This window comes from Pseudomonas sp. Cab53 (genome assembly GCF_018325965.1).
Lineage (GTDB): Bacteria > Pseudomonadota > Gammaproteobacteria > Pseudomonadales > Pseudomonadaceae > Aquipseudomonas > Aquipseudomonas chlororaphis_E.
Genome location: NZ_AP021902.1, coordinates 1520366 through 1545851, shown reverse-complemented (window position 1 = coordinate 1545851; position 25486 = coordinate 1520366). Strand labels below are relative to the sequence as shown.

Here is a 25486-nt window from a genome sequence, read left to right as displayed (position 1 = left end):
ATTATGTGTCCCACTGCCGACCGTGAAACGGCCTGCCCGGCATTCTCTTGGGACCATCGTTCCGTTACGATCATCAGCCTGGTTTGCGCAAGATCCGCGCAAGGAGCACAGCGAGAGACAGAAAGGATGCTGAACAGTAACTCCCTCAGAAAGCTCGATATGCAAGACCTCATGGTGTTTAGCGCCGTGTACGAGCAAAGCAGCGTCACCGGCGTGTCCGAGGCGCTGTGTGTCAGCCAGTCCACTGTCAGCTACTGCCTGAAGAAACTGCGAACCTGTTTCGAAGACGAGCTGTTTATCAACACCCGCACCGGCATGCGTCCTACCTACAAGGCCGAGGGCATGTACGACCACGTGCGCGCCATTTTGCAAAGCATCAACCTGTGCCACGCCGGTACGCCAACGTTCGATCCGACCCGGCAGGCCATCACGTTCAATATCTGCGCGCCGGAGTATTTCGAGCACGTGATCCTGCCGCAGTTGCTGCGAAACTTCGACTACGCCGACCTGCCCGTGGTGGTCAACGTGCACAAGCTCGAAGCCGATATTCCTGCCGAAGAACTGCGAGACGGCAGCCTCGACCTGGTGATCTGCTTTGGTCCGAACTTCCACAGCAACCACGCCGACTTCAAATCCCGGCAGTTGCTGGAGGAAGAGCTGGTGTGTGTCGTGGACAAGCGGGCGACGCCACTGGAGCCGCAACTGAGCCTTCAATCATTCGTACAGCGCCGGCACGTTTTTCCGACACCCTGGATGTCATCCAGCAACATGGTGGACGGCTGGCTGTCGCAGCAGGCGCACCAGCGCCAGATTGCCGCACGAGCCAACAGCTACAGCGCCGCGCTGAAGATGATCACCGGCACCGACTTCATCCTGACCCTGCCTCGCCGCATCCAGAAGCTGCTGGCGAACGAGGCGATCTTCAATCACCACGAAGTGCCCAAGGGGCTGCCGGGGTTTACCTTGAACATGCAATGGAGCCAGGCCGCCGACCAGGACAGCGCCAATGCCTGGCTGCGCGAACAGATCATCAAGGCCTGCGCCGGGTAAGGGGCCCGACGCTCAACGCTCGATCAAGGCCTTGGCGTACGGGCCGCGATCGATGTCGAGGATTTCCGCACACAGTTGCACGGACACGCCTTCCGGCCAAGGACCCAGCTCCTGGATCACCGCCAGCAGGCTGTCGGCCAACTGCTTCTTGATTTCCGGCGAGCGACCGCTCAACAGCGCCAGCTTCACGTGCACGAAAGCGCGCTCGCCCAGACCGGTGCCGACCCGAAACGTTTCCACCTTCATGGCCCGGCTCTTGATGTCCGACTCCGCCGCGAACTGACCGGACGCCACCAGCGCATTATTGAGGCGCAACAGGGCGACCTCGGGCTTGAGCTCGGGCAGGTTGGCGGTGTACTCCATGTGCAGGTGGGGCATGTATTCGACTCCGGTTCGAGAATGACGAGGTGATGAAACCTGGCAACCATAGCTCGACTTTCGTCTGTGCGGCAGTTTTTTGTTTCGTCGTCCGGCGAGCTCAGGAACGCCCTGGCGCGATGCGTTCGCCCATGAACGCCTCCAGCCGGGATCGCAGCCAGCGCTCGGCCGGGTCGCTGTCGACATGGCTCAGCCAGACCATGGACAAGTCCAGGGTGGGGGTCTTGAAGGGAAAGGGTTCACTGAACAACTGGCCCGATGCGGCCATCGCCGCGGCGGTGTAATCCGGCAGGCTGGCGATCAGGTCCGTGCCTGCCAGCAGCGCCGGTAACGCGCTGTACTGCGGCACGGACAGCACCACCTGGCGCGTCCGACCGATCTCGGCCAGCCACTCGTCGGCAAAACCGGCCACGTTCGCGGTATGGGACACCAGCACATGCGGGCGCGCGCAGTATTCGTCGAGGGTCAGCGGCGTGTCCGATGCATCGGCGCGCAATACCCGGGGCTGGATGTGTCGCAACAATTTGCGTTTGGCATTGGCCGGCAGCCCACGCGTCTGGCTGATGCCCACGGTGATGTCACCCGATGCCAGCAGGTCGGGGATGCGCCAGTAGTCGACGTGCTGGACCACGAACACGATTTGCGGCGCTTCCTGGCGCAGGCTGCTCAGCAAGGGCGGCAGTAGGCCGAACTCGACGTCGTCCGACAGGCCGATGCGAAACGTCATGGTGCTGCTGGCGGGATCGAAATCGTGTGTCAGGCTCAAGGCCACCGACAGCGAGTCCAGGGCCGGCGACAAATGCCGGATGATCTCCTCGGCTCGGGCGGTCGGCTCCATGCGATGGCCGACGCGAATGAACAGCGGGTCGTTGAACATCTTGCGCAAACGGTTCAGGGCCGAGCTGATGGTCGGCTGGCCCAGGAACAACTTCTCCGCCACCCGCGTGACGTTGCGTTCGAGCATCAGCGTTTCGAACACCACCATCAGGTTGATGTCGGCCTTGCGCAATTCGTTGCGATTCATCCACAGCTCCCAATCCCGAACTGGGTGCAGTGTAGAAACGCCGAGGGTTGCGCGTCTATCCACAAAAGGTCCAAGCGCGGGGTTGCAATCATCCACAGACTCCCACCGGCGATCTACGGTGAACACACATCCCGTGCCCACCAACGACCAAAATGTGGGAGCGGACTTGCCCGCGAAGAGGCCGGTCTAGCCAACATCTCCGCCGACTGACACACCGCTTTCGCGGGCAAGCCCGCTCCCACAAGGGATGTGCGATGAACACAAATCTTGTGTCCGCCAAGGGTCAACCTGTGGGAGCGGGCTTGCCCGCGAAGGGGCCGGGCCTGGCCAACCTCTCCATCGACTGACACACCGCTTTCGCGGGCAAGCCCGCTCCCACCGGGGATCTACGGTGAACACACATCTCGTGCCCGCCAACGATCAATCTGTGGGAGCGGGCTTGCCCGCGAAGGGGCCGGTTTATCCAACATCTCCGCCGACTGACACACCGCTTTCGCGGGCAGACTCCCACAGGCCCGCTCCTACAGGATGAGTATTCAGTTCACTGTCAGGGATTTCAGCCCCAACCCCAGGACTCGCTCATCCGTCCCCAACCCCAGCGCCTTGGGGCTGATGGCATCGGGCAAATGGAACTGCACGCGCACCTGGCCTTCCACTTCCATCGCCTCTCGAATGGCGGGTGTCAGCGGCAGCTCGAGGGTGTTGTCCTGCAAGCGAGTGAGCCGCGTCGACAGCACCGCGATACCATTGATCGAAACCTCGACCCGCTGGCTCGTATGCCGGGGCTGGATGAAGGCCGCCGCTTCAATGGCAATCCCGCGGGCCTGGGGTGGTACGCGTAACACCACCTCAGCCGCCATGCCTTCGGACCAGGTGCCCCAATCCTCGACACGACCCCAGCCACTGGTCAGCATCGCATTGGCGCGGTTGAACACTTGGCGCTCACCAAGCCGGGCTTGCACATCCAACGTCTCATCGGCAAATGGCCGGCACTGGGCGCAGGACTTCCAGCCCGGTGCCAGGACCACCAAGCCATCGACACGGGTCAGCAGGTCGGTCTGGCGATGAACGGTTTTCGCCGCCAGGAGCGCGGCGCGGCTGTCGAGGATGTACAGCGAGTCCGCCTCATACTCACCGCTGGCAAGCATCTGGTCGGCGCGCCGTTGGGCCTGTTCGATCTCGCGGGTGCCCATGCGCCCCAGGTAAACGCCGTCGGTTCCCAGCCCATGGCTCAGGGCGTACTGACTGGTCAGCAACCAGTTTTCCGGCTGATTCTGCGGCATCAACGTGCGGACCTTCGAATAATGCCCGGCTGCACTGGCCCAGAACGGATCGCTCATCGAGGTCGGCCAACTCGACGCGGCGGGCTGCATCCGGTTCTTGCGCAGGCCAGCCCAGCCGGCATGGGTATCCAGGACCTGGACCACCAGGGCGATGGCCAGCAGGCATGCCGCCGCCCGCGGCCTGTTGCCCCGGATCACCAGGAAGATCACGACAAACACGATGGCGTAGAACACCGGCCAGAACATCCGACCGGCCGCGCGAAACACATTCGCCGCTTGTTCAAGGCTTTTGGGCAGCCAGTAATGCACCTCCAGCAGGCCGATGCCAAGGTGGTTGGTCAGCGAAAAGAGCGTCAGCCCGATCAGCGCCACCAGCAACAACCACCGGTTACGCACGGCCCTGCCCAGCCCCGTATTGCCTTGCAGCAGGGCCACGCCCGCGCAGATCGCCAGCACCAGGATGCCCAAGCCCAGGTAATTGAAGCCTTCGTAATCCCCCGGCCCCTGGGGGATATCCCGCAACACATGCGACCAGCCGCTGGGGTTGACCAGCGACATGACGTTCAGGCGATACAGGCCATAACCGCCCGCCACGGTCCCGCCGCCCACACTGAAATAACCCGCCTGCCAACAGCAGAACGCAACCAGCAGAAACAGGCCCGCCAGCTCGATCCCGGCACGGCGCCGCGACAAAGTGCCCTGGTGGGTTCGGGTCGCCAGGTCCGCCAGCCAGATCAACGCCACCATCGCCAGCAGGTACGCATGCACCAACGCCGTTGCCGCCAGCAACGCCCCCCACGCCAGCCGACTCTTCTCTGTACCGGGGCGCAGCGCCTGGTACAGCGCCGCCAGGATCAGGAAATGCCCGGACAACGACAGGTGCCCGCCCATGCGCAGGAACATCGGCGGCGAAAACACGAACAGGCCGGTCCCCAGCAACCGCACCCACACCGAGGACGACAACAACCCTGTCAGCTTCCAGGCGAACCAGGCCTGCAGGACAAAACAGGCCAGCAACCAGAAACCGAAATACTGGAAAGTGTCCGGGAGCCAGGCGCTGAAAGGTTTGAACATAAACGCCAGCAGCGGGTTGGAATCGGAAAAGATGATCCCGTTGCCCAACTCCAGCCCATAGGAGGGGTTCATGCCCAGTGGAAAAGTCCAGGGCGAATGGCGGAAAAAGGCCCAGCCCATGTAGTGGGTCGCCGCATCGCCCTCCCCCAGCCAGGCAATGTTCGTCGGGTCGAGCACCCGAGGGCCGATGACCAGCAGAAATGCCAGCGCACCCAGCAGCAGGGGCAATAGGGAAAGCGAGTAGTGCCGGCCGCGAGCGGTCATCGATAGGTCCAGAAATTGTGCAGGATGAAGGTAAACACCGGGATGATCAGCGCCACGGCCGCGATGCCCGCCAGGTAGTCCAGGCCGGCGCTCTGGGCCACCCAGGCCACCAGCATCGCCAGCCAGAACCCGCCGATCGACACCACCACGAAACGAGCGAGGGTGCGACCCTGCAACTGGCTGGAAAAACTCCACAGGGTGTTGATCAGGTAGGAAACGAGAGTGGCGACAATAAAGGCGAAACCATTGGCCAGCGGTGGGTTGGCCATGACCAGGTGCATGAACGCCACGGCGGCCACCACGTGTATCGCGGTGACGAGCAGGCCCGTCAGGCCGAAACGCAGGGCACGGCGTAGCAACGGCGAATGCATCCAGGTCACGGCTTCTGCGCCAGGCAGAACACCGTCAGGCCGGCGAGACGATTGGCGCCCATGAACGGGCGCTCCAGGCTGCACAAGGCCTTCAACACACCGTTGACCCACGGATGATGCCGCGCCAGCTGGGACTTGGGCGCCTCGCTGGACGTGCTGCGCTGCACCAGCCGCAGGCCGGCGGCAATGGGGAACACCAGGCCGAAATAATAGGCGCCTTGCTGCACCTGCAACCCGGCCTGCGCCACGACGCCCTCCAATTGCCCGAGGGTATAGCGGCGCTTGTGTTCGAGGAAATCGTCGTGGCCGCTCCAGAGAAACTGGAACGCCGGCACGGTGATCAGGAAACGGCTGCCGGACGGCACCTTGTCGACATAGCCCTTGAGCAACCCGACGTCGTCGTCCACATGCTCCAGCACATCCATCAGCAACACCAGGTCGGCGTCCAGCGTGTCGATGGCGCGTCGATAATGAACCGGTTTGCCGGCGGTGGTGGCATCGGAATCGTCCGGGTAACTGATGTCCACGCACCACGCCTGGGCCGTGTCGGTATGGGTCAGCAGATGGTGGGAAAAAAAACCCGACCCGGCGCCCACATCCAGCAACGTACGGGCCGAAATGCCCTTGAGCAGGTGGCGCATGGCGAGCGCCTTGGAACGGTAATACCAGTGCTGCCCGATATCGGGCCCCAGGATATCGGTTTCCTTGAGATCCACGGTTCAGTCCTTAGGGTCATAGATGCGTCGCACCAGGAACACCGGTCGACGCTTGGATTCGATGTAGGTGCGGCCCAGGTACTCCCCCAGCACGCCGATGCCGATCAATTGCAACCCACCGAGGAACGTGACCGCCACCATCAGCGAGGCATAACCTGGCAAGTCGATGCCGGAAATCAGGGTGCGCAGGATGATGAACACCGCAAAGGCGAAAGACACCAGCGAGACGCACAGCCCCAGGTAGGTCCAGATGCGCAGCGGTTCAGTGCTGAAGCTGGTGATGCCTTCGAGGGCGAAGTTCCACAGGCGCCAGCCGTTGAACTTGCTGTGGCCGGCGGCACGCTCAGGCCTGACGTAATCGACGTAGGTGGTGCGGAACCCAACCCAGGCAAACAGCCCTTTCATGAAGCGCCGGGACTCGGGCAACGTCTGCAAGGCATCGACCACGCACCTATCCATCAAGCGGAAATCACCGACGTTTTCCGGCAGCTTGTGGTCGGCGATTTTATTGTGCAGGCGGTAGAAGCTGTTGGCGGAAACCTGCTTGGCCCAGGAGTCGGAGTCGCGGTTGACCCGGTGCCCCAGCACCACCTCGGCACCGTTGCGCCAGTGCGTGATCATTTCGAGAATGACCTCGGGAGGGTCTTGCAGATCGACGTCGATCGGCACCACCGCCTGGCCGCGCGCGGCTTGCAGGCCAGCGCTCAATGCCGCCTCCTTGCCGAAGTTGCGACTCAGGTCGACAACGCGGATACGCGGGTCGGTCTTCTGCCGTTCCAGCAGCAGCACCAGGGTGTCGTCCACGCTGCCGTCATTGACGAACACCAGCTCCAGGTCCACCAGCGATTCATGGACAAAGACCTGGTCGATCCTGGTGATGAACAAGTCAATGGACTGGACTTCGTTGTAAACCGGTATGACAAGCGAAAGCGCTAGACGTCCTTGCAGATCCGTTCCTGGATATTCAGTCACTTGATGGCTCTTTTTCTTATAGTGTTTTCGGACCTGTCGGACAGCCCCACCTCAGGTTACCGGCCCCCAGGCCCTCATTGGAGGAGGCCCGTGTCGAACCGTATTAAGCAGGACCGGTCAGGGCAACGCAAGGATGAAACCGGAACTTGCCACAGACTCGCCGGCCGCAACATGACTTGTTTTCCACTCATGGTCGAGCCGTTTGCCAGAGCCTGCGCCCGGACATACCTGATAACCAATGGAAACGATTTTCACGTAGCCAAATCCGGCCGCTTGGCTAGGCTGTGAGCCACATGTGCACCACATGTCTTGACTGAATCATCGCAGGGAGCGAATCGATGTATTTTGAAATCTACCGGCAAACCCGTGGCACCCTTTGCACCGGAAAAGGCCAATGGCGCTGGCGCTTGAGGGCCGGCAACCATGAAACGATCGCCAGCGGCGAATCCTATGTGAACAAGGCCGACTGCATGCATGCCATCGGGCTGATCAAGAACGTCCAGGGCGAGACACCCGTAAAGGAGATCTGACCGTTGGAGGGCTCCAGGACGCACGATCCCGGGGCCACGGCCTCAAACGCGGAAACGCCCCGTCAATTGCGCCAGGTTCTTCGACAGGGTGGAAAGCTGCTGGCTGGCCTGCATGCTCTGGGCGGAATTCTGCGCCGCTTCGTTGGACAAATCACGGATATCGGAAATATTGCGGGCAATTTCCTCGGTGACACTGCTCTGCTCCTCGCAGGCGTTGGCGATCTGCGCAGCCATGTCGTTGATCCGCTGGATCGAGCCGCTGGTACCGCTGAGCACCTGATCGACCCCGGCGGCCTGCGCGACACTGTCGCGGGCCTTGCCGCTGCCTACCTGCATGGCCTGGACGGCCTTGGCGACGCCCGATTGCAGGCGTTCGATGCGAACCTGGATGTCCTTGGTCGAATCCTGGGTGCGCGCCGCCAGGGCCCTGACTTCGTCCGCCACGACAGCGAAACCGCGGCCCTGCTCGCCGGCCCGAGCGGCCTCAATGGCTGCGTTCAGCGCAAGCAGGTTGGTCTGCTCGGCAATCCCGCGGATGACCTCCAGCACGGCGCCGATGCTGGAAGTTTCCTGGGCCAAGGCCTCGATGGTAGACGACGCACTTTCCACTTCCTGGGCGAGTTGCCGAATCGAGTCGATGGTGCTGTTGACCACCTCGGTGCCCTCACGGGACTGGCTGCTGGCCTGCTGTGCGGCGTCGGACGCGCTCACCGCATTGTGGGCCACCTCGTGTACGGCGGCGCTCATCTGGGTCGCGGCGGTGCTGACCTGGTCGAGGGCGGCATGTTCACTGCTGATCAGTTGATCATTGGTCGCCGCCATCTTCGCCATGGCGCGTGCCGCTGAATCGACCTCACCGGACACCCGGCCCACCTCGGCAATCAGCGGTTGCAGCTTGTCGAGGAAACGGTTGAAAGCACTGCCGAGCTGGCCCAGCTCATCCGCCGAGCCCACCTCGAGGCGCCCCTTCAGATCGCCGCCGCCCTCGGCAATCTGCTCGACGCGGTGCAGCAAACGCCGCATCGGACGCAACACCACCAAGGGCAAGACCGCAATCAACACCATGCAGCCGAGCAACCCAATCAACAGAATGCCGCCCTGCTGCACTCCCACCGCTTCACCATGATCAATTGCCGCCTGCCCCTCGCGTTGCGACGCGGCATCCTCCAACTCACCGAGCTTGTCGATGGCATCGCGCATGGTATCGAACTTACTTTCACCCTCGCCGAAACTCAGGGCGCTGGCCGCCTGTGGATTGCTTGCCGCCTGCTCGACCACCTGCCGTGACAGTTGCGACCACTGGGCAAAGCGGTCATTGAACTGACTGACCAGTGCCATCGCATCGGCCCCCGGCTGCATCGCGGCGTATTTCTGCACGCGATCATAAGCCTGCTTCAGGTTGTCCCGATGACTGGCCCGCAACGCCTCCAGATGCTCCCCCGCATTGCCCCCCAGCAGGCTGCGTTCGGCGACAAACGCCTGGTAAAGGTCGCGATCGGCGTTGAGCAGCAGGCTGATCGCCGGCAGATAACGGTTGGTCAATTGCGTGCTCGACTCCGTCACCTGGCCAATGCCCCGCATCCCCGACCACCCCATCAACACCAGCAACAACGCCAGGAAAGCAATGGGCAGGGTGATTTTCCAGCGAAAGCCCAGATCGGCGAAGAACCGTGGCATGAGGTCACTCCTTTTTAGGGTATGTCTTACCTATCGGCAGGCAAGCCTTCTGCTAGAGAGACATTAGCGCAATTGTCACAGGGTGGTGACATGCACAGAGGATTACGCTGGGAATTGGCGTGGCGAGGGCGCTTGCCCCCCGCAGGGCTGTGAAGCGGTACCTTTAGTATTCGACCTTGAAGGGTCACGGCGGCATGCGGCGATGGGTATTCAGCAGGTGATCGATCTGGGCGAACTGCTGGCAAATCGGGTAGCGGGTAGCGTTGATCAGCGCTAGCCCCAAGTCCGTGGCGTTGTGACGAGATCACCGCCTGAAAATCAAACGCCAGAAACGAAAAAGCCCCTGAAATGTTCATTTCCAGGGGCTTGGTGCTATCAATTATGTCAAAACAAGAGCTTGGTCAGACTCGACGGTTGGCGACTTCATAAACTTCATCGTCGCGTCTTGCGCCTACACACAGGACCAAGATAATTTCGGTGCCGTTGATGCGATAGACGATGCGTACATCACCCGTCCGAATTCGGCGATAACCGGCAAGCGCTCCACGAAGGGCCTTACCGATCTTCTCGGGCTCTCCTTCTGAAATACGCTCGCGTATCACCTTCAGGATTTGTTTCGCCTTGGCATTGCCCAGCTGTTTCAAGTCATGTTCAACATCGGGGTGAAATCGGACGCTCCATTTCATTAGCTGCTGCCTACTTGAAGCAAGCCTCCATACTCTCAAGGCTTACCGTGTTCTGTTCGTCCAAGGTTGCCAGACGCTCGATGGCCAGGCGCTCGGCACGCAGATCCTCAAGCTCATCCTGCAGGGCTTGATAGGCATCTACGCCTACCAACACAGCAGCCGGCTCGTTGTCTTTGAAAATCACCAGGTGGGTGACCTCCCCACTGGTGACTTCCTTCAATTTCGCACTGAAACCGCGAACCATCGCGGTAGCGGAGACTGCCTGCTCAGCTCGGTCTAGAAGTGCACTCATGCGCTAGTTGCCTCAATTCATTTGTTAACGTCGCTGCTTAGGCGCGCACCCTGAGTATACGTAAAGTAATGCGCAAAACAATGCGCACTAGAATCACTCAAACCCGAAAAACGAAAAAGCCCCTGAAATGTTCAACCATTTCAGGGGCTTAATCGTATTCAATAATGGCGGAGAGATAGGGATTTGAACCCTAGGTACTGTCGCCAGTACAACGGATTTCGAATCCGTCCCGTTCGGCCACTCCGGCATCTCTCCAGTGGCGCGCATCATACCAGCACATTCGCCGGAAGCGAACCCCCGAGCGAAATTTTTTCCGTGCTATCAGATGCTTGCGTCGTTTACAGCGGCACACCCAGGCGTTGGGCGACTTCTTCGTAGGCTTCGATGACATCACCGAGGCCTTGGCGGAAGCGGTCCTTGTCCATTTTCTTCTTGGTGGCCTTGTCCCAGAGGCGGCAGCCGTCCGGGCTGAATTCGTCACCCAGGACGATGGAGCCGTCGCTGAATACGCCGAACTCGAGCTTGAAGTCCACCAGCAGCAGGCCGGCGTCGTCGAACAGCTTGCTCAGCACCTCGTTGACCTTGAGGGACAGTTCCTTCATGCGCGCCAGTTGCTCGGCGGTGCCCCAGCCGAATGCCACGACGTGGGATTCGTTGATGAACGGGTCGCCCTTGGCGTCGTCCTTCAGGAACAATTCGAAGGTGTAGGGGTTGAGCTTCATGCCCTCTTCCACGCCCAGGCGCTTGACCAGGCTGCCGGCGGCGTAGTTACGCACGACGCACTCGACCGGGATCATGTCCAGCTTCTTGACCAGGCATTCATTGTCGCCCAGCAGCTTGTCGAACTGGGTCGGCACGCCGGCGGCTTCGAGCTTCTGCATGATGAAGGCGTTGAACTTGTTGTTCACCATGCCCTTGCGGTCCAGCTGTTCGATGCGCTTGCCGTCGAACGCCGAGGTGTCGTTGCGAAACAGCAGGATCAAACGGTCGGCGTCGTCGGTCTTGTAAACCGACTTGGCTTTGCCGCGGTAGAGTTCTTCACGTTTTTCCATGATGGGCTCCGCTTGCTAAGTAGTGGGCTAGGCGATATGTCGCCAGTCGAGCCCTGAATCTTGATCGGCCAGTTGCAGCCAGTCCGGGTCGCACCCAAGGGTGTCGACAAAACATTGCCGGGCCAGCTGCGGCAGGTTGTTCTTGCTGCTCAGATGGGCCAGGACCAGGTGTTGCAGGCCTTGCCAGCCCAACTCGGCCACCAGGAACGCGGCCTGGTGGTTGTTCAAATGTCCGTGTTCCCCGCCGACCCGCTGCTTGAGGAAGTACGGGTAGTACCCGCGCGCCAACATGTCACGACAGTGGTTGGACTCGATCATCAAGGCATCGAGGTCGCGGTAACTGTCCATCACCCTGTCGCAATACGAACCCAGGTCGGTCAACAAGCCGAAGCGCCGCTCGCCGTCACTGAACACATATTGCGTCGGCTCACGGGCATCATGGGCCACGCTGACCACACTGATGTCCAGGCAGCCGATGCGCAATTGCTCGCCACCGGCCACGAACCCCGCCGGCTCGATGGGCTTGCGCAGGCCGCCGAAAGTCCCACGGCTCAGGTACACCGGCAGATTGTAGCGCCGAGACAGCAAACCCACGCCATGCACGTGGTCGGCATGTTCGTGGGTCACGAGTATCGCGCTCAGTTGCGCCGGATGCACACCCAGGCGCAACAGGCGCTTCTCGGTTTCCCGCAGGGAGAAACCACAATCGACCAGCACATACGTACCGGCACTGGCGACCAGCGTGCCGTTCCCTTGGCTACCGCTGCCGAGAACGGCAAAACGCATCGGATCAGCCCAGGTTGTCCTGAATCACGCTCAACACTTTACGAGCCACTTCGGCCGGCGCCACGGTGTTGATGTTCTTCTCGACGGTCACCTGGACGCTGTCACCCACCTTGCTCAGGCGAACCTGATAGCGCTCGGCACGGGCTTCAACTTCTTCCTTGTCCGGCTTGCTGCCGAACAGGCCACTGAAGAAGCCCGGCTTCTCGTCTTTCTTCTCGGCTTTTTCGGCGAGGTTGATGTAGTACAGGCCCAGGCTGCGGTTGATATCTTCAACTCGCCATTCGCCCTGCTCCAATGCACGGCCAACACTCGACCAGGCACGGTCCAGGTCGGAGCCGACGTTGAGCACCGGGTTGCCGCTGCCGTCTTCGCTCAGGCTGACGCGGCTTGGCGTGTCGTAGTCGCGGGTGGCGAGCATCGAAACCGAACCACCCTGCTCGGCGGTACGGCTCATGCTGGCCAGCATGTCATCGACCAGTGCTGCGTCGAGGCCGGTGTTGACCGAACGGTTGGTGAAGGCCACGTCGGCGGTGCTGCCGGCAGGACGCTCGGCGCTGACGACATAGATTTCACTGGTGTTGCGCTGCACGCCAGGCTCGATGCGCACCCGCACGCGGGTTTCGGCGTCGGATGCGACACCGGCGGCGCTCAGGCGCTTGCCCATGGCCGCGGACAGTTCATCGGCGCGCTGCCAGGTGGTGGTGAATTCGCCGGTCTGCGGGCGTTGTTCATCCAGGCGGAAACCGTTGTCCTGGAAGAACTGGATTGCCACGGGCCAGACTTCAGCCGGTGGATGCTGGCCCATGACCCAGCTGGAATCGCCACTTTTCTGCAAGGTGTAGTCGCTGGCCTCGGCCACGGCCGACAGCGGCTGCGGGCGTGGGACGACGTATTCGCCCTTGGCGGTGTCGTCGGCGACGTTGCGCGGGATCGGCAGCAGCGGATCCAGGCGCTTGGCGACGTTGACGTCTTGCGGCAATTGCATCGGTGCAGTCTGTTGCGCCTGCAGGTAATCGCTACCACGGTCGCGGAAGTAACCTTCCGGCCCCCAGATCCATCCGCAGCCGCTGGTGCTGGAGATAATCAAGGCAAGTGCGGAAAGTCCGGCCATTCGCTTCATGCGTTGTACTTCCTCAATTAAACCAGGACGCCGGACTGGCGCATGGCCTGCCGCAGCGGTTCATGACAGGTGTTGCTCAGCCAGGTCAGTGGCAGGCGGATACCCTCGTGCATCAGGCCCATTTCGACCAAGGCCCATTTCACCGGAATCGGGTTGGCCTCGATGAACAGGTCCTTGTGCAGCGGCATCAGTTTTTCGTTGATGGCCCGGGCGGTCTCGGCGTCGCCCTTGAGCGCGGCCTCGCACAGGTCGGCCATTTCGCGCGGGGCGACGTTGGCAGTCACGGAAATGTTGCCCTTGCCACCCAGCAGGATCAGCTCGACGGCGGTCGGGTCGTCACCGGACAGCACGAGGAAATCCTCGCTCACGCCATCGAGAATCGCTTTGGCGCGCTTCATGTCGCCCGTGGCTTCCTTGATGCCGATGATGTTCGGCACGGTGGACAGGCGGATCACCGTCTCGGCCTGCATGTCGCAGGAGGTGCGGCCGGGAACGTTATAGAGGATCTGCGGGATGTCGACGGCTTCGGCAATGTGTTTGAAGTGCTGGTACAGGCCTTCCTGGGTCGGCTTGTTGTAGTACGGGACAACCAGCAGGCAGGCATCGGCGCCGGCTTCCTTGGCATTGCGGGTCAGTTCGACGGCTTCGCGGGTGGAGTTGGCGCCGGTGCCGGCGATGACCGGGATGCGGCCATTGACCTGCTTGACCACGGCCCGGATGACTTCAATGTGTTCGTTGACGTCGAGGGTGGCCGACTCGCCGGTGGTGCCGACGGCGACAATGGCATGGGTGCCGTTTTCAAGGTGGAAGTCCACGAGTTTGCTGAGGCTGGCCCAGTCAAGATGCCCTTGTGCATCCATGGGTGTGACCAGTGCCACCATACTGCCCGCAATCATGAAACCGCTCCTGCCGGAAAAAGAGAGCGGTAATGGTACTGGCGCCAAGATGCTTGTACAAGCGAACTACCATTCCCCTTGGCGATGGTTTTCGCTACCCTTCAGGCTTTGATCGGTACCGATAAGCTCGTACGCCGGTTTCCAGCCTCCGTTTTCGTCGCCACAAGCCCCGATCCTGCGTTTGTCCCGGTCCGTTGCTGCCATCGCGGAACACGGCGCAACCCCGGACACTGGGCCTGGGCCGTGCGCTTTTCCGGGGCCTGGCGCCGTACCGGGCTGTAAAAAGTACTGACCGCTCATCGCTTTAGGAATGCTGCATGTCCACCCCCACAGTCCGCGAACAATTCCTTGTTATCAGTGCCCTTGGCGCCAACCCCATGGAGCTGACTAACGTCCTGTGCCGCGCCAGCCATGAAAATCGCTGCGCCGTCGTGACCTCACGCCTGACCCGTCACGGCGAATGCAGTGCGCTCGTGCTGGAAATTTCCGGCAGCTGGGACGCCCTCGCTCGCCTGGAAGGCAGCCTCCCCGTGTTGGCGAAGAAGCACGCCTTCACCGTCAACGTGGTGCGCAGCGCCGCGTTGGAGAACCGTCCCCAGGCCCTGCCCTACGTGGCCTACGTGAGCTCGGCCTACCGCCCGGACATCATCAACGAGCTGTGCCAGTTCTTCATGGACCACCACGTCGAGCTGGAAAACCTGACCTGCGACACCTACCAGGCACCCCAGACCGGCGGCACCATGCTCAATGCCACGTTCACCGTGACCCTGCCGGCCGGCACCCAGATCAGTTGGCTGCGCGATCAGTTCCTGGACTTCGCCGACGCGATGAATCTGGATGCGCTGATCGAACCGTGGCGTCCACAAAACCCAATGTAAGGAAGCGTTCATGGCCGTTGCCGTCGACCAACCGGTTACCGATTTCCAGGCGCCCGCCACCAGCGGGCAGACCATCAGCCTCGCGGCCCTGAAAGGCAAGCAGGTGGTGATCTACTTCTACCCGAAGGACAGCACGCCGGGCTGCACCACCGAAGGCCAGGGGTTCCGTGACCTGTACCCGCAGTTCCAGGCCGCCAACACCGAGGTGTTCGGCGTCTCCCGGGACAGCCTCAAGTCCCACGAGAACTTCAAGTGCAAACAGGAATTCCCGTTCGAGCTGATCAGCGACAAGGACGAAGCCGTTTGCCAGCTGTTCGATGTGATCAAACTGAAAAAGCTCTATGGCAAGGAATACCTGGGCGTGGATCGCAGCACCTTCCTGATCGACAAGGACGGTGTACTGCGCCAGGAGTGGCGTGGTGTGAAAGTGCCGGGGCATGTGGATGCGGTGCTGGCGGCGGCCCAGGCGCTCGACAAGGCCTGAAATTCTCACTGCCCTGTACTGGCGCCATCGCGAGCAAGCTCGCTCCCACTATGGATTGGTGGTGTTAATCAATCCCTGTGGGAGCGAGCTTGCTCGCGATGGCGCCATCAACCTCACCGACTCATTCAGATGTGACCGCTACAACAACGGCGCCACCACCGGCTCCTTGCTCGGCCACGCATCCAGCACGGCCTTGAACAGCGTCGCCAGGGGAATGGCGAAGAACACGCCCCAGAACCCCCACAACCCGCCGAACAGCAGCACCGCGCAGATGATCGCCACCGGGTGCAGGTTCACCGCCTCGGAAAACAGCAGCGGCACCAACACGTTGCCATCCAGGGTCTGGATGATCCCGTAGACCGCCATCAGGTAAATGAACTGATCGCTCCAGCCCCACTGGAACAGCGCAATCAGCGCCACCGGCACGGTGACGACGACGGTGCCCACGTACGGCACCACCACGGAAACCCCCACCAGCAAGGCCAACAGCGCCGCGTAGTTGAGCCCCAGGGCCACGAAGCCGATGTAGGTCACGCCGCCGCAGATGAAAATCTCGATGACTTTGCCGCGAATGTAATTGGCGATCTGGCGGTTCATTTCCTGGGCCACCCGAGTGATCAGCGTGCGCTCGCGAGGCAGGTAGCCCCGGACCCAGCGCCCGATCATTTCCCGGTCCTTGAGAAAGAAGAACACCAGGATCGGCACCAGCACCAGGTAAATCATGATGTTGACCAGCAGCGGCAGGCTGGACAGTGAAAACGTCAGCGCCCACTGACCGAACTTGCCAATCTGCCCGCGCACCACCTCGATGGTCTGCAGTACCTGCTCGTCGGACACCAGGTGCGGATAACGCTCGGGCAGCAGCAACAGCAGCGACTGCCATTTGGCGAGCATCCCCGGCAACTCGTTGAACAGCGTCACCAACTGGTGCCAGAGCAGCGGCACGATCACCACGATGAACAGCACCAGCAAGCCCATGAACAGGGCGAACACCAAGCCGACGGCCACGGCGCCCGGCAAACGCAGGCGCTCCAGGGTGGTGACCAGGCCCTGCATCAGGTACGCCAGCACCATCCCCGCCAGCACCGGTGCCAGCATGCCGCCCAGGGTGAGCACGGCGGTGAAGGCCAGGAACAGCAGGACAGCCAGGACCACCGCCTCCTCATCGGAGAAGTAGCGTTGAATCCAGTCGCGTAACACCTTGAACATTAAAAATCCTTAAGAAGCGTCATCGATTGCTCAGGCCTTTTTCAGCCAGTAACGGTAAACGCCGTTATCGTCTTCTTCACGCAGCAGCGTATGACCGGCCAACCGGGCGAAGGTGCGGAAATCACGCTGGGAGCCCGCATCCGTGGCGGTCACCTTGAGCACCGCGCCACTGGCCAGCCGATTGAGTTCCAGCTTGGCCTTGAGCAACGGCAACGGGCAGTTCAGGCCGCTGGCGTCCAGTTCGGCATCGTGGGCTACAGCATCGGTCATCGGTTCACTCCGCGGCAGGTCGTTGAGCCGCCTAGAATATCTGGTCCCGGGCCCGGTGTCCGGCTACAGTAAGGTCTTTGTCGACTAAGGCTTCGTGCATGACATTTCTGCGCCCCACCCTGCTGACGCTCGCTTGCCTGCTTGCCTCACCGGGCTTCGCCGACGACCTGCCGTCACTTGGCGACGCCAGTTCTGCCATCGTCTCGCCGGAACAGGAACACCAGCTGGGTCGCGCCTGGCTGGCCCTGTTGCGCAGCCAGGTGTCCCAGCTCAACGATCCACAGCTCAAGGATTATGTTGAAACCAGCGTCTACAAGCTGGTGGAAACCAGCCAGGTCAATGACCGGCGCCTGGAGTTCATCCTGATCAACAGCCCGCAACTCAACGCCTTCGCCGCGCCGGGCGGGATCGTAGGGGTCAACGGCGGCCTGTTCCTCAACGCCCAGACCGAAGGCGAATACGCCTCGGTCATGGCGCACGAACTGGCGCACTTGTCGCAACGCCACTTCGCCCGCGGCGTCGAAGCCCAGCAGCGCATGCAAGTGCCGATGATGGCGGCGCTGTTGACCGGCATCGTGATCGCCGCCGCCGGTGGCGGTGACGCCGGCATCGCCGCCATCGCCGGGACCCAGGCAGCCGCCATCCAGGAACAGCGGCGCTTCTCCCGCCAGAATGAACAGGAGGCCGACCGTATCGGCATCCTGAACCTGGAGAAGGCCGGTTACGATCCGCGCTCCATGCCGACCATGTTCGAGCGCCTGATGCGCCAGTACCGCTTCGACGCCCGGCCTCCGGAGTTCCTGCTGACTCACCCAGTGACCGAATCCCGGATCGCCGACACCCGTAACCGCGCCGAACAGGCCAAGCCGGGCGGCATCGAGGACAGCGTGCGTTATCAACTGATTCGCGCACGCGTCCAGTTGATCTACGAAGAAACCCCGGGCCTGGGCGCCAAGCGCTTCCGGGCGCAGCTGGATGAGAACCCGAAGAACGACGTGGCGCGCTATGGCCTGGCGATCGCGCAGATCAAGGGCGGCCAATTGAACGAGGCCCGGGAAAACCTCAAGCCGCTACTGGCCAAATCACCCAACGAAATCATCTACAACCTGGCCCAGGTTGACCTGGACATCACCAGCAACAAGCTGGCCGACGCACAATCGCGCGTCGACCGGATGCTGACGCAATACCCAGGCAACTACCCCCTCAACCAGGTACGGGTCGACCTGCTGCTCAAGCAAAACCGCCCCGCCGACGCCGAGAAGGCCCTGGAAACGCTGCTCAAGTCCCGCCCGGACGACCCGGACGTTTGGTACATGGTGGCCGAGACTCGCGGCTTGTCGGGCAACATCATTGGCTTGCATCAGGCGCGTGCCGAGTACTTCGCGCTGGTTGGCGACTACCGCCAGGCCATCCAGCAACTGGACTTCGCCAAACGTCGCGCCGGCACCAACTTCCCGCTGTCGTCACGCATCGACGCCCGGCAACGGGAGCTCATGGAACAGGAACGCATGGTCAAGGACATGATGGGGTAAGGCTGCGACGCCAGGTTTACGGCCCAGCACAGCTCCCTTGTGGGAGCGGGCTTGCTCGCGAAAGCGGTGGGTCAGCTTGCAATGATGTTGAAGGTGCTGACCCTTTCGCGAGCAAGCCCGCTCCCACAGGGTCATGGGCTCGTCACCCATCTGCGTGGCAGGCAGTATTTACCACGCATAAAAAACCGCCTCTCTTGAGGCGGTTTTTTCATTGCGGCGCTAACCGGTCATTCGGCCAGCTTGAAGGTGATGAAACTCGCACGTCCCTGACGCAGGACCCGCATCGACACCGAGCGATTCTTCGGCAGTGCCTTGGCGATATCGGTGAACTCCTTGGCCGAACCGATGGCCTGGTTGTTCAGGTGAGTGATGATGTCGCCTGGTTGCAAGCCGATCAGGGCCGCAGGACCGTCCTGCACTTCCTTGATCACCACGCCGCCCTGAAGCTCCAGGGTGCGCTTCTGCTCTTCGGTAAGCTCGGCCACTGCCACGCCCAGTCGATTGCTGCTGCGCTCGACACCGGATTTGGTCTGCGAATCCAGCTCCTTGCCTTCCTCGGGAATGGCCCCGACGGTCAGTTCGACATTCTTGCGCTTGCCTTCGCGGATCACTTCCAGATTGGCCTTGGCACCGGCCTTGAGGGCGCCCACCAGGTGCGGCAGGTCGGCGGACATGATGATCGGCTGGCCGTTCATGCTCAGGATCACGTCACCCACTTGCAGGCCGCCCTTGGCCGCCGGCCCCCTTCCTGGATCTGCGCCACCAGCGCACCGGCTGGTTTTTCCAGCCCGAACGACTCGGCCAGGTCCTTGTTCACTTCCTGGATGACGACGCCCAGCCAGCCACGGCTGACCTTGCCTTCGCTTTTCAGCTGGCTCGACACGTCCATGGCCACGTCGATCGGGATGGCGAAGGACACGCCCATGAAGCCGCCCGACCGGGTGTAGATCTGCGAGTTGATACCCACCACTTCACCGGCAAGGTTGAACAGCGGGCCACCGGAGTTACCCGGATTGATCGGCACGTCGGTCTGGATGAAGGGCACGTAGTTCTCGTTCGGCAAGCTGCGCCCGATGGCGCTGACAATGCCTTGGGTCACGGTGTGGTCGAAACCGAACGGTGAACCGATGGCCACGACCCACTGGCCGGCCTTCAGGTCCTGGGATTTGCCCAGCTTGAGCACGGGCAGGTCCTTGCCGTCGATTTTCAGCAAGGCCACGTCGGAGCGTGGGTCGGTGCCGATCAGCTTGGCCTTGAGTTCACTGCGATCAGCCAGGCGCACCAGGATCTCATCGGCGTCGGCGATCACGTGGTTGTTGGTCAGGATGTAGCCATCAGGCGAAATGATGAAGCCGGAACCCAGGGATTGCGCCTCACGCTGGCGACCGCCACCCGGCGACCGCGGTTGCGGCGGCATCCCGCGCTCGAAGAACTCGCGCAGCATCGGCGGCAGGCCTTCGAGGTCCGGCATCTGCTGGTCCGATACCCGACGATCCGGCAACTTCTGGGTCGTACTGATGTTCACCACTGCGGGCGACGCCTGCTCGACCAACTGCGTGAAGTCAGGCAACTCGGCTGCCACGGCAGGGACAGCCTGGCCGAGCACAAGCACGGTGGCAAAGATGGAGAGATAGGTTTTCAAGCGTGGTATCGACATACGGCTCCCGTTACGACGAGCATGGTTAAGCGATATGGAGCAAGCAATACCAGGGAAAGATACGCCGGTATTTTTGTTCCGCAAACAGACAAGGCCAGGGCCGAGCGGCTCTGACCTAATAGAAAAAAAACCGTGTTTTTGCAAATGAAAATGCTGACAGGAAGTTTCGGCATTTCGATCAGACCCCGGCGCCATCAGCCTTTCGCGCATTCAGGCCACCCAGCCAATACGCTACTGGGTCGCCGTGACATCGGAACGCATGGACAGCGCGATCCGCTCCGCCGTCCCGATGGGAATCTCGCCAACCACCGTGACCATCATTTCGCCCTGGGGCGTGGTGAGTCGACGGGAGACGGCGGCCGTCGGGCCGAGCTGAGTGCGGGTATCGGTGGCGTTGGCGCCATTCAATGGCTCAAGGAACACCGAGAAGCGCGCCAAGCCATCGTCGTACATCAGGCTGTTGACCAGGACCTTGGTGTCCGGGTCCTTGCGCGCGGTACTGCTGGCCAACTCGAAGCCCGGCGGCAGCCAGTCCGAGTGCCAGGAGGCTTTCACCGCAGCGGCCTTGTCCGGGTCCTGTGCAACCACCTTACAATCAGCCGAGGCCTGCAAATCGGCCTCCGCCGGCGCGGCAACGTTCATGCGCGTGAACTGGAACCGTTCGAGCAGTTGCCCCTTGTCATTGAGCAACAAGGACTTGAGCGGCAACCCCGTCTCTTTGTCCAGGTGCAGTTCGAAGCCGTAGCGATGCTGGTCCTTGGGCGTCAACGCCACGATGACCGCCGGACGCCCAGCCACACGCGACTTGCCAATGACGGCAAGGTCATACCAATTCTTGAGTTTTTGCGGATCGAGCGCCCGTGCAGTGCCGTCTGGCGTATTGCCCAACCCCGCGATCAGGGAGCCGCTGACGCATTGAGTCCGTCCATCAATGCGCACGACTTCCTGTGCCGAGCCGTCGAGCTGGAGTAGCCGCTCGCGGACCTTGCCATCCTGGACACGATGCCAGATGTTGTGGGTAGAGAAACTACCGTTGCGCTCGTAAACGAAAGTGCCCTGGAAGCTTTGTTGCTGCTCGGCCTGGCCCAGGCGGTTCAACCAGTCCTGAGCCTCATCGGCATAGGCTGGAACCGTACACCAGCCTCCCAGCAACAGCGCGAATAAAGGTATGGCGCGCAATGGTCGTCCTTAATTAACGGTTTTCCATACTGGCTGCACGGGCATAGGGCAGCGCGCTTTCAGTACCCTTCAAGGCAGCTTGCTGGGCATGCTGACGCAGGTAGTTAGGCAGACGCTGGTCATGCCAGCCAGGTTGGCCTTGCAGCACACCGTTGGTCATCGGACCTGCAGCTTCCGAACCTTCGCTGTAGCCGGCCAGCACTGCCGGGCCCTTGACCTGTGGAGCGGCCAGGCCAGGCTGGGTGGACTGCTGCGCCATTTGCACGCCGGCAATCTCATCCTGGTTGTACAGGCGCACACCGGCCAGTACGGCTACGGTGACCGAAGCGGCAACGGCCAGGCGACCCAGGCTGCGCCATGGTCCGCGGGAGGCTTTTGCCGGTACGGCTTCGTCAGCCAATGCAGAAGAAACGGCCGCAGCGATGTCCAGGCGCGGAAGCAGCAGGTCCTTGTGCATTACAGCCCGAGCGATCTGGTAACGAGCCCAGGTCTCACGGGTTTCAACATCGTCAAAGGCATTCAATACCCGACGCAATTCCAGTTCGTCCGCTTCGTTATCCATCACTGCGGACAGCGATTCCTGCAGGGCTTCACGACTCATGGCGTTCCTCTCTTGGCTATCGCCGCTGTCTTTAGTTTTCCTGCAACAACGGTTGCAGGGCTTTATCGATGGCCTCCCGAGCGCGGAAGATCCGGGAGCGCACGGTACCCACCGGACATTGCATGACGCTCGCAATGTCCTCATAACTCAGACCGTCGAACTCGCGTAAAGTTAAAGCCGTACGCAAATCTTCGGGCAGTTGCTGGATGGTTCGGTGGACAGTGCCCTCGATCTCATCCCGCAGCAATGCGCGTTCCGGGGATTCGAGGTCCTTGAGGCCGTGATCGCCATCGTAGAACTCTGCATCTTCAGAACTTACATCGCTATCCGGCGGCCGGCGGCCGCGTGAAACCAGATAGTTTTTCGCCGTGTTGATGGCGATGCGGTAAAGCCACGTGTAGAACGCGCTGTCGCCGCGAAAATTACCAAGTGCACGGTAGGCCTTGATGAAGGCCTCCTGAGCAACATCCTGCGCTTCATGGGTGTCGTGCACGAACCGCACGATCAACCCGAGAATTTTGTGCTGGTATTTCAGCACTAGCAGATCGAAAGCTCGCTTGTCGCCGCGTTGTACGCGCTCAACCAGCTGCTGATCCTCTTCCTGGGTTAGCATGAACACTCCTCGATAAGCTCGAAGGAGGCTTGCATTACTAATTGTCCGGGCTTGCAAACATAGACTCGGGCTTTTCGCAAAAGTTCTCCCCCTTCCAAGCAAGTTTCCGGCGCGCTCTGATCTCGGCACGCACGAAAAACGCAGCACGAGATTCCCCGGCTGCGCGAATAATCTATCGCCGGGCCTGTCGGCAAGGACTTCAATCGAAATCCTGCACACCCAACGCTGCTCCCTTTTGCAGACAACCGTCTATTGAACGTAGGCGCCTGGCAAAAGTTCCCTCTATTTTATAGCGCTGTGAAGTGGACATTGGCCAACCGTGACGGGATAAACCACGCTCTATCCTCGAAACGGCCGCCTTGTTGCCCGCCCATGCGAAACCGCGATCCGACGAAGCGTGCCGCTGTTCCACCACACTGGTACCACATTGCCATGATTCGCCCGGCTATTGTGCCGGTCCCCCCCTCTATATACTAGTGGGCTGCGTGGCTGCGTGACCCGATGAAACGGTGTCCTGCGCCAACCCCGACCCGGGTCGCCTTGAGCGGAAACCATTCGAATGAGCCAACAGTTCCAACATGATGTTCTGGTAATCGGCAGCGGAGCCGCCGGTTTGAGCCTTGCCCTGACCTTGCCGGAGCATTTGCGCATCGCCGTGCTGAGCAAGGGCGACCTGGCCAACGGCTCGACATTCTGGGCCCAGGGCGGCGTCGCGGCCGTCCTGGACGATACCGATACCGTCGAGTCCCATGTCGACGACACCCTCAACGCTGGTGGCGGCCTGTGTCACCCGGACGCGGTGCGCTTTACCGTCGAGCACAGCCGGGAAGCCATCCAGTGGCTGATCGACCAGGGCGTGCCATTTACCCGTGACGAGCACTCCGGCAACGAAGACGGCGGTTTCGAATTTCACCTGACCCGCGAAGGCGGCCACAGCCATCGACGGATCATCCACGCGGCCGATGCCACCGGCGCGGCGATCTTCAAGACATTGCTCGCCCAGGCGCGGCAGCGGCCGAACATCGAGTTGCTGGAGCAGCGCGTCGCGGTCGACCTGATTACCGAAAAGCGCCTGGGCCTGGAGGGTGATCGTTGCCTGGGCGCCTACGTGCTCAATCGCGGCACCGGCGAAGTCGACACCTACGGCGCGCGTTTCGTCATCCTGGCCTCCGGCGGGGCCGCGAAAGTCTACCTTTATACCAGCAACCCCGACGGCGCCTGCGGCGACGGCATCGCCATGGCATGGCGCTCGGGCTGCCGGGTGGCGAACCTGGAATTCAACCAGTTCCACCCCACCTGCCTTTACCACCCGCTGGCCAAGAGTTTCCTGGTGACCGAGGCCCTGCGTGGCGAAGGGGCCCACCTGAAGCTGCCCAACGGTGAACGCTTCATGCAGCGCTTCGACCCGCGTGCCGAACTGGCGCCCCGGGACATCGTCGCCCGGGCCATCGACCATGAAATGAAGCGCCTGGGCATCGATTGCGTCTACCTGGACATCAGCCACAAGCCCGAAGCCTTCATCAAGAGCCATTTCCCGACCGTCTACGAGCGTTGCCTGGAGTTTTCCATCGACATCACCCGGCAACCGATCCCGGTGGTGCCGGCGGCGCACTACACCTGCGGTGGCGTGATGGTCGACCAGCAGGGCCGCACCGACGTGCCGGGCCTGTACGCCATCGGCGAAACCAGCTTCACCGGCCTGCACGGCGCCAACCGCATGGCCAGCAACTCGCTGCTGGAATGCTTCGTCTACGCCCGCTCGGCGGCGGCAGACATCCTGCAACAGTTGCCACAGATCGCCATCCCCGCCGCCCTGCCCTCGTGGGACGCCAGCCAGGTCACCGATTCGGACGAAGACGTGATCATCGCCCACAACTGGGACGAACTACGGCGTTTCATGTGGGACTACGTGGGGATCGTGCGCACCAACAAGCGCCTGCAACGGGCCCAGCATCGGGTGCGCTTGCTGCTGGATGAAATCGACGAGTTCTACAGCAACTACAAAGTCAGTCGCGACCTGATCGAGCTGCGCAACCTGGCCCAGGTGGCCGAACTGATGATTCGCTCGGCCATGGAGCGCAAGGAAAGCCGAGGGCTGCATTACACCCTCGACTACCCGAACCTACTGCCCGAGGCACTGGACACTATCCTGGTGCCGCCCACCTACGTCGACTGAACCTGAGCCGCACCCGCAGGCGCCGATGAACATCCGGCGCCATCGCGTCGCGCGGCACGCACAGCGAGCGGACCCGCCACTCGCCCCGCAGGCGAAAACGCAGCACGACGATCATCGGCAACGCCAGGCTGTCGGGGCGCAACTGCACCGCCCGCCAACCGTGAGCCGGGCTCCACAGGTGCCAACCGGCCGCATCGTAACGCAAACCACTGAAGGCCTGTCGATGGGTCAACAAGAGCTGTCGCGGCAGGACCCAGGCGCCATGGGCCAGGCACAGCACCACGCCAAGCGCTGCCAACGGGAAAGGGACAGACAGGAGACACAACGAACCCAGGGCGACCGCCTGGGCCAGCAGGTAGGCCGCCAGCAGTTGCCTGGAGGCCTGCCAGCGGCATTCGAAGCGGTTACTTTGGCTGGACACGGTCCAGAATCATCCGAACCATGCGCTGCAGCTCTGGATCGTCGGATTCGCTACGCTCCATGAACCAGCCGAACATGTCCTGGTCCTCGCATTCGAGCAGGCGGACATAGCACGCGCGGTCCGTTTCATTGAGATGGGGATAGACCTCTTTCACGAACGGCACCAGCAACACGTCCAGCTCAAGCATGCCGCGACGGCTGTGCCAGTAGAGGCGATTCAGTTCAACATCTTCGACCATGGAGCGCTCCTCAAATAGAGCGCAAGTATACAGGCCCCGCCGTGGTGGAACAGACAG

The 25486-nt window shown here is 61.6% G+C and carries 26 protein-coding genes, 1 tRNA gene and 1 pseudogene; 6 read left to right on the top strand and 22 right to left on the bottom strand.

The features are described 5' to 3' along the window. Positions 1 to 126: 126 nt before the first annotated feature. Complete coding sequence (locus KI241_RS06795) at positions 127 to 1050, top strand: LysR family transcriptional regulator (RefSeq protein ID WP_047739233.1); 924 nt, start codon at positions 127 to 129, stop codon at positions 1048 to 1050. Between the two features lie 12 nt (positions 1051 to 1062). Here KI241_RS06795 and KI241_RS06790 read toward each other — a convergent pair whose 3' ends face one another. From KI241_RS06790 to KI241_RS06765, 6 genes are all read right to left on the bottom strand, one after another. Further along, positions 1063 to 1428 (bottom strand): 5-carboxymethyl-2-hydroxymuconate Delta-isomerase, encoded by a 366-nt coding sequence (locus tag KI241_RS06790; protein ID WP_042729656.1) that lies wholly within the window; start codon positions 1426 to 1428, stop codon positions 1063 to 1065. A gap of 100 nt (positions 1429 to 1528) precedes the next feature. Then, entirely contained in the window at positions 1529 to 2452 is a 924-nt protein-coding gene (locus KI241_RS06785) for a LysR family transcriptional regulator (RefSeq protein WP_042729655.1), read from the bottom strand. Between the two features lie 536 nt (positions 2453 to 2988). Further along, on the bottom strand, positions 2989 to 5073 hold the full coding sequence (locus KI241_RS06780; protein ID WP_212803489.1) for a DUF6311 domain-containing protein: 2085 nt from the start codon (positions 5071 to 5073) through the stop codon (positions 2989 to 2991). Then, positions 5070 to 5444, bottom strand: a complete 375-nt coding sequence (locus KI241_RS06775) for a GtrA family protein (protein WP_042729668.1) — start codon at positions 5442 to 5444, stop codon at positions 5070 to 5072. Before KI241_RS06775 ends, KI241_RS06780 begins: the two co-directional genes overlap by 4 nt. A 5-nt stretch (positions 5445 to 5449) precedes the next feature. Then, entirely contained in the window at positions 5450 to 6160 is a 711-nt protein-coding gene (locus KI241_RS06770) for a methyltransferase domain-containing protein (protein WP_047739235.1), read from the bottom strand. Between the two features lie 3 nt (positions 6161 to 6163). Then, positions 6164 to 7132: a glycosyltransferase family 2 protein gene (locus KI241_RS06765; protein WP_042729652.1), complete on the bottom strand. Its 969-nt coding sequence runs from the start codon at positions 7130 to 7132 to the stop codon at positions 6164 to 6166. A 338-nt stretch (positions 7133 to 7470) separates the two neighbouring features. Here KI241_RS06765 and KI241_RS06760 point away from each other — a divergent pair, with 338 nt between their 5' ends. Next, positions 7471 to 7662, top strand: coding sequence for a DUF1508 domain-containing protein (locus tag KI241_RS06760; protein WP_042729651.1), 192 nt, complete (start codon positions 7471 to 7473; stop codon positions 7660 to 7662). Positions 7663 to 7704: 42 nt separating this feature from the next. On the opposite strand, the gene KI241_RS06755 is transcribed toward KI241_RS06760, so the two are convergent. The 8 genes from KI241_RS06755 to dapA form a co-directional block, all read right to left on the bottom strand. After that, on the bottom strand, positions 7705 to 9339 hold the full coding sequence (locus KI241_RS06755) for a methyl-accepting chemotaxis protein (RefSeq protein WP_212803488.1): 1635 nt from the start codon (positions 9337 to 9339) through the stop codon (positions 7705 to 7707). Positions 9340 to 9740: 401 nt separating this feature from the next. Continuing rightward, complete coding sequence (locus KI241_RS06750) at positions 9741 to 10025, bottom strand: type II toxin-antitoxin system RelE/ParE family toxin (protein WP_123579511.1); 285 nt, start codon at positions 10023 to 10025, stop codon at positions 9741 to 9743. A gap of 10 nt (positions 10026 to 10035) precedes the next feature. Then, positions 10036 to 10269, bottom strand: a complete 234-nt coding sequence (locus KI241_RS06745) for a type II toxin-antitoxin system Phd/YefM family antitoxin (RefSeq protein WP_221178971.1) — start codon at positions 10267 to 10269, stop codon at positions 10036 to 10038. 213 nt (positions 10270 to 10482) lie between these two features. Beyond that, a tRNA-Ser gene (locus KI241_RS06740) sits at positions 10483 to 10572 on the bottom strand. A gap of 83 nt (positions 10573 to 10655) precedes the next feature. Further along, positions 10656 to 11369: a phosphoribosylaminoimidazolesuccinocarboxamide synthase gene (gene purC / locus KI241_RS06735; protein WP_016963914.1), complete on the bottom strand. Its 714-nt coding sequence runs from the start codon at positions 11367 to 11369 to the stop codon at positions 10656 to 10658. A gap of 27 nt (positions 11370 to 11396) precedes the next feature. Next, positions 11397 to 12155 carry an MBL fold metallo-hydrolase gene (locus KI241_RS06730; protein ID WP_123579512.1) on the bottom strand — a complete coding sequence of 253 codons (759 nt, stop codon included), beginning with the start codon at positions 12153 to 12155 and terminating at the stop codon, positions 11397 to 11399. A gap of 4 nt (positions 12156 to 12159) precedes the next feature. Next, positions 12160 to 13275: an outer membrane protein assembly factor BamC gene (gene bamC / locus KI241_RS06725; RefSeq protein WP_042731974.1), complete on the bottom strand. Its 1116-nt coding sequence runs from the start codon at positions 13273 to 13275 to the stop codon at positions 12160 to 12162. A 17-nt stretch (positions 13276 to 13292) separates the two neighbouring features. Beyond that, entirely contained in the window at positions 13293 to 14171 is an 879-nt protein-coding gene (dapA, locus tag KI241_RS06720; RefSeq protein ID WP_042731973.1) for a 4-hydroxy-tetrahydrodipicolinate synthase, read from the bottom strand. 317 nt (positions 14172 to 14488) lie between these two features. Between dapA and KI241_RS06715 the strand changes: the two genes are divergently transcribed. Both KI241_RS06715 and KI241_RS06710 read left to right on the top strand, forming a co-directional pair. Further along, positions 14489 to 15049 carry a glycine cleavage system protein R gene (locus KI241_RS06715; RefSeq protein WP_003184325.1) on the top strand — a complete coding sequence of 187 codons (561 nt, stop codon included), beginning with the start codon at positions 14489 to 14491 and terminating at the stop codon, positions 15047 to 15049. 10 nt (positions 15050 to 15059) lie between these two features. Next, positions 15060 to 15533: a peroxiredoxin gene (locus tag KI241_RS06710; protein ID WP_042731972.1), complete on the top strand. Its 474-nt coding sequence runs from the start codon at positions 15060 to 15062 to the stop codon at positions 15531 to 15533. 138 nt (positions 15534 to 15671) lie between these two features. Here KI241_RS06710 and KI241_RS06705 read toward each other — a convergent pair whose 3' ends face one another. After that, positions 15672 to 16742, bottom strand: a complete 1071-nt coding sequence (locus KI241_RS06705) for an AI-2E family transporter (protein WP_042731971.1) — start codon at positions 16740 to 16742, stop codon at positions 15672 to 15674. Positions 16743 to 16772: 30 nt separating this feature from the next. Next, positions 16773 to 17012, bottom strand: coding sequence for a sulfurtransferase TusA family protein (locus KI241_RS06700; protein WP_025212368.1), 240 nt, complete (start codon positions 17010 to 17012; stop codon positions 16773 to 16775). Between the two features lie 98 nt (positions 17013 to 17110). Between KI241_RS06700 and KI241_RS06695 the strand changes: the two genes are divergently transcribed. Continuing rightward, positions 17111 to 18544, top strand: coding sequence for a M48 family metalloprotease (locus KI241_RS06695; RefSeq protein ID WP_047739241.1), 1434 nt, complete (start codon positions 17111 to 17113; stop codon positions 18542 to 18544). 227 nt (positions 18545 to 18771) lie between these two features. Here the strand turns inward: KI241_RS06695 and KI241_RS06690 are convergent. From KI241_RS06690 to rpoE, 4 genes and pseudogenes are all read right to left on the bottom strand, one after another. Beyond that, positions 18772 to 20201 (bottom strand): annotated as a pseudogene (locus KI241_RS06690) (DegQ family serine endoprotease). A 231-nt stretch (positions 20202 to 20432) separates the two neighbouring features. Then, on the bottom strand, positions 20433 to 21380 hold the full coding sequence (locus tag KI241_RS06685) for a MucB/RseB C-terminal domain-containing protein (RefSeq protein ID WP_042732347.1): 948 nt from the start codon (positions 21378 to 21380) through the stop codon (positions 20433 to 20435). A gap of 13 nt (positions 21381 to 21393) precedes the next feature. Next, positions 21394 to 21981 (bottom strand): RseA family anti-sigma factor, encoded by a 588-nt coding sequence (locus KI241_RS06680; protein WP_042732348.1) that lies wholly within the window; start codon positions 21979 to 21981, stop codon positions 21394 to 21396. 31 nt (positions 21982 to 22012) lie between these two features. Next, complete coding sequence (rpoE, locus tag KI241_RS06675; protein WP_003172477.1) at positions 22013 to 22594, bottom strand: RNA polymerase sigma factor RpoE; 582 nt, start codon at positions 22592 to 22594, stop codon at positions 22013 to 22015. Positions 22595 to 23153: 559 nt separating this feature from the next. Between rpoE and nadB the strand changes: the two genes are divergently transcribed. Beyond that, positions 23154 to 24770, top strand: a complete 1617-nt coding sequence (gene nadB, locus KI241_RS06670) for an L-aspartate oxidase (protein WP_212803487.1) — start codon at positions 23154 to 23156, stop codon at positions 24768 to 24770. On the opposite strand, the gene KI241_RS06665 is transcribed toward nadB, so the two are convergent. After that, the gene (locus KI241_RS06665) at positions 24739 to 25191 is read right to left on the bottom strand and encodes a protein YgfX (RefSeq protein ID WP_212803486.1); all 453 of its coding nucleotides are present in this window, start codon (positions 25189 to 25191) and stop codon (positions 24739 to 24741) included. The genes nadB and KI241_RS06665 overlap by 32 nt on opposite strands. Next, positions 25175 to 25429 (bottom strand): succinate dehydrogenase assembly factor 2, encoded by a 255-nt coding sequence (locus KI241_RS06660; RefSeq protein ID WP_042732111.1) that lies wholly within the window; start codon positions 25427 to 25429, stop codon positions 25175 to 25177. The genes KI241_RS06665 and KI241_RS06660 overlap by 17 nt, the downstream gene beginning before the upstream one ends. Positions 25430 to 25486: the final 57 nt, after the last annotated feature.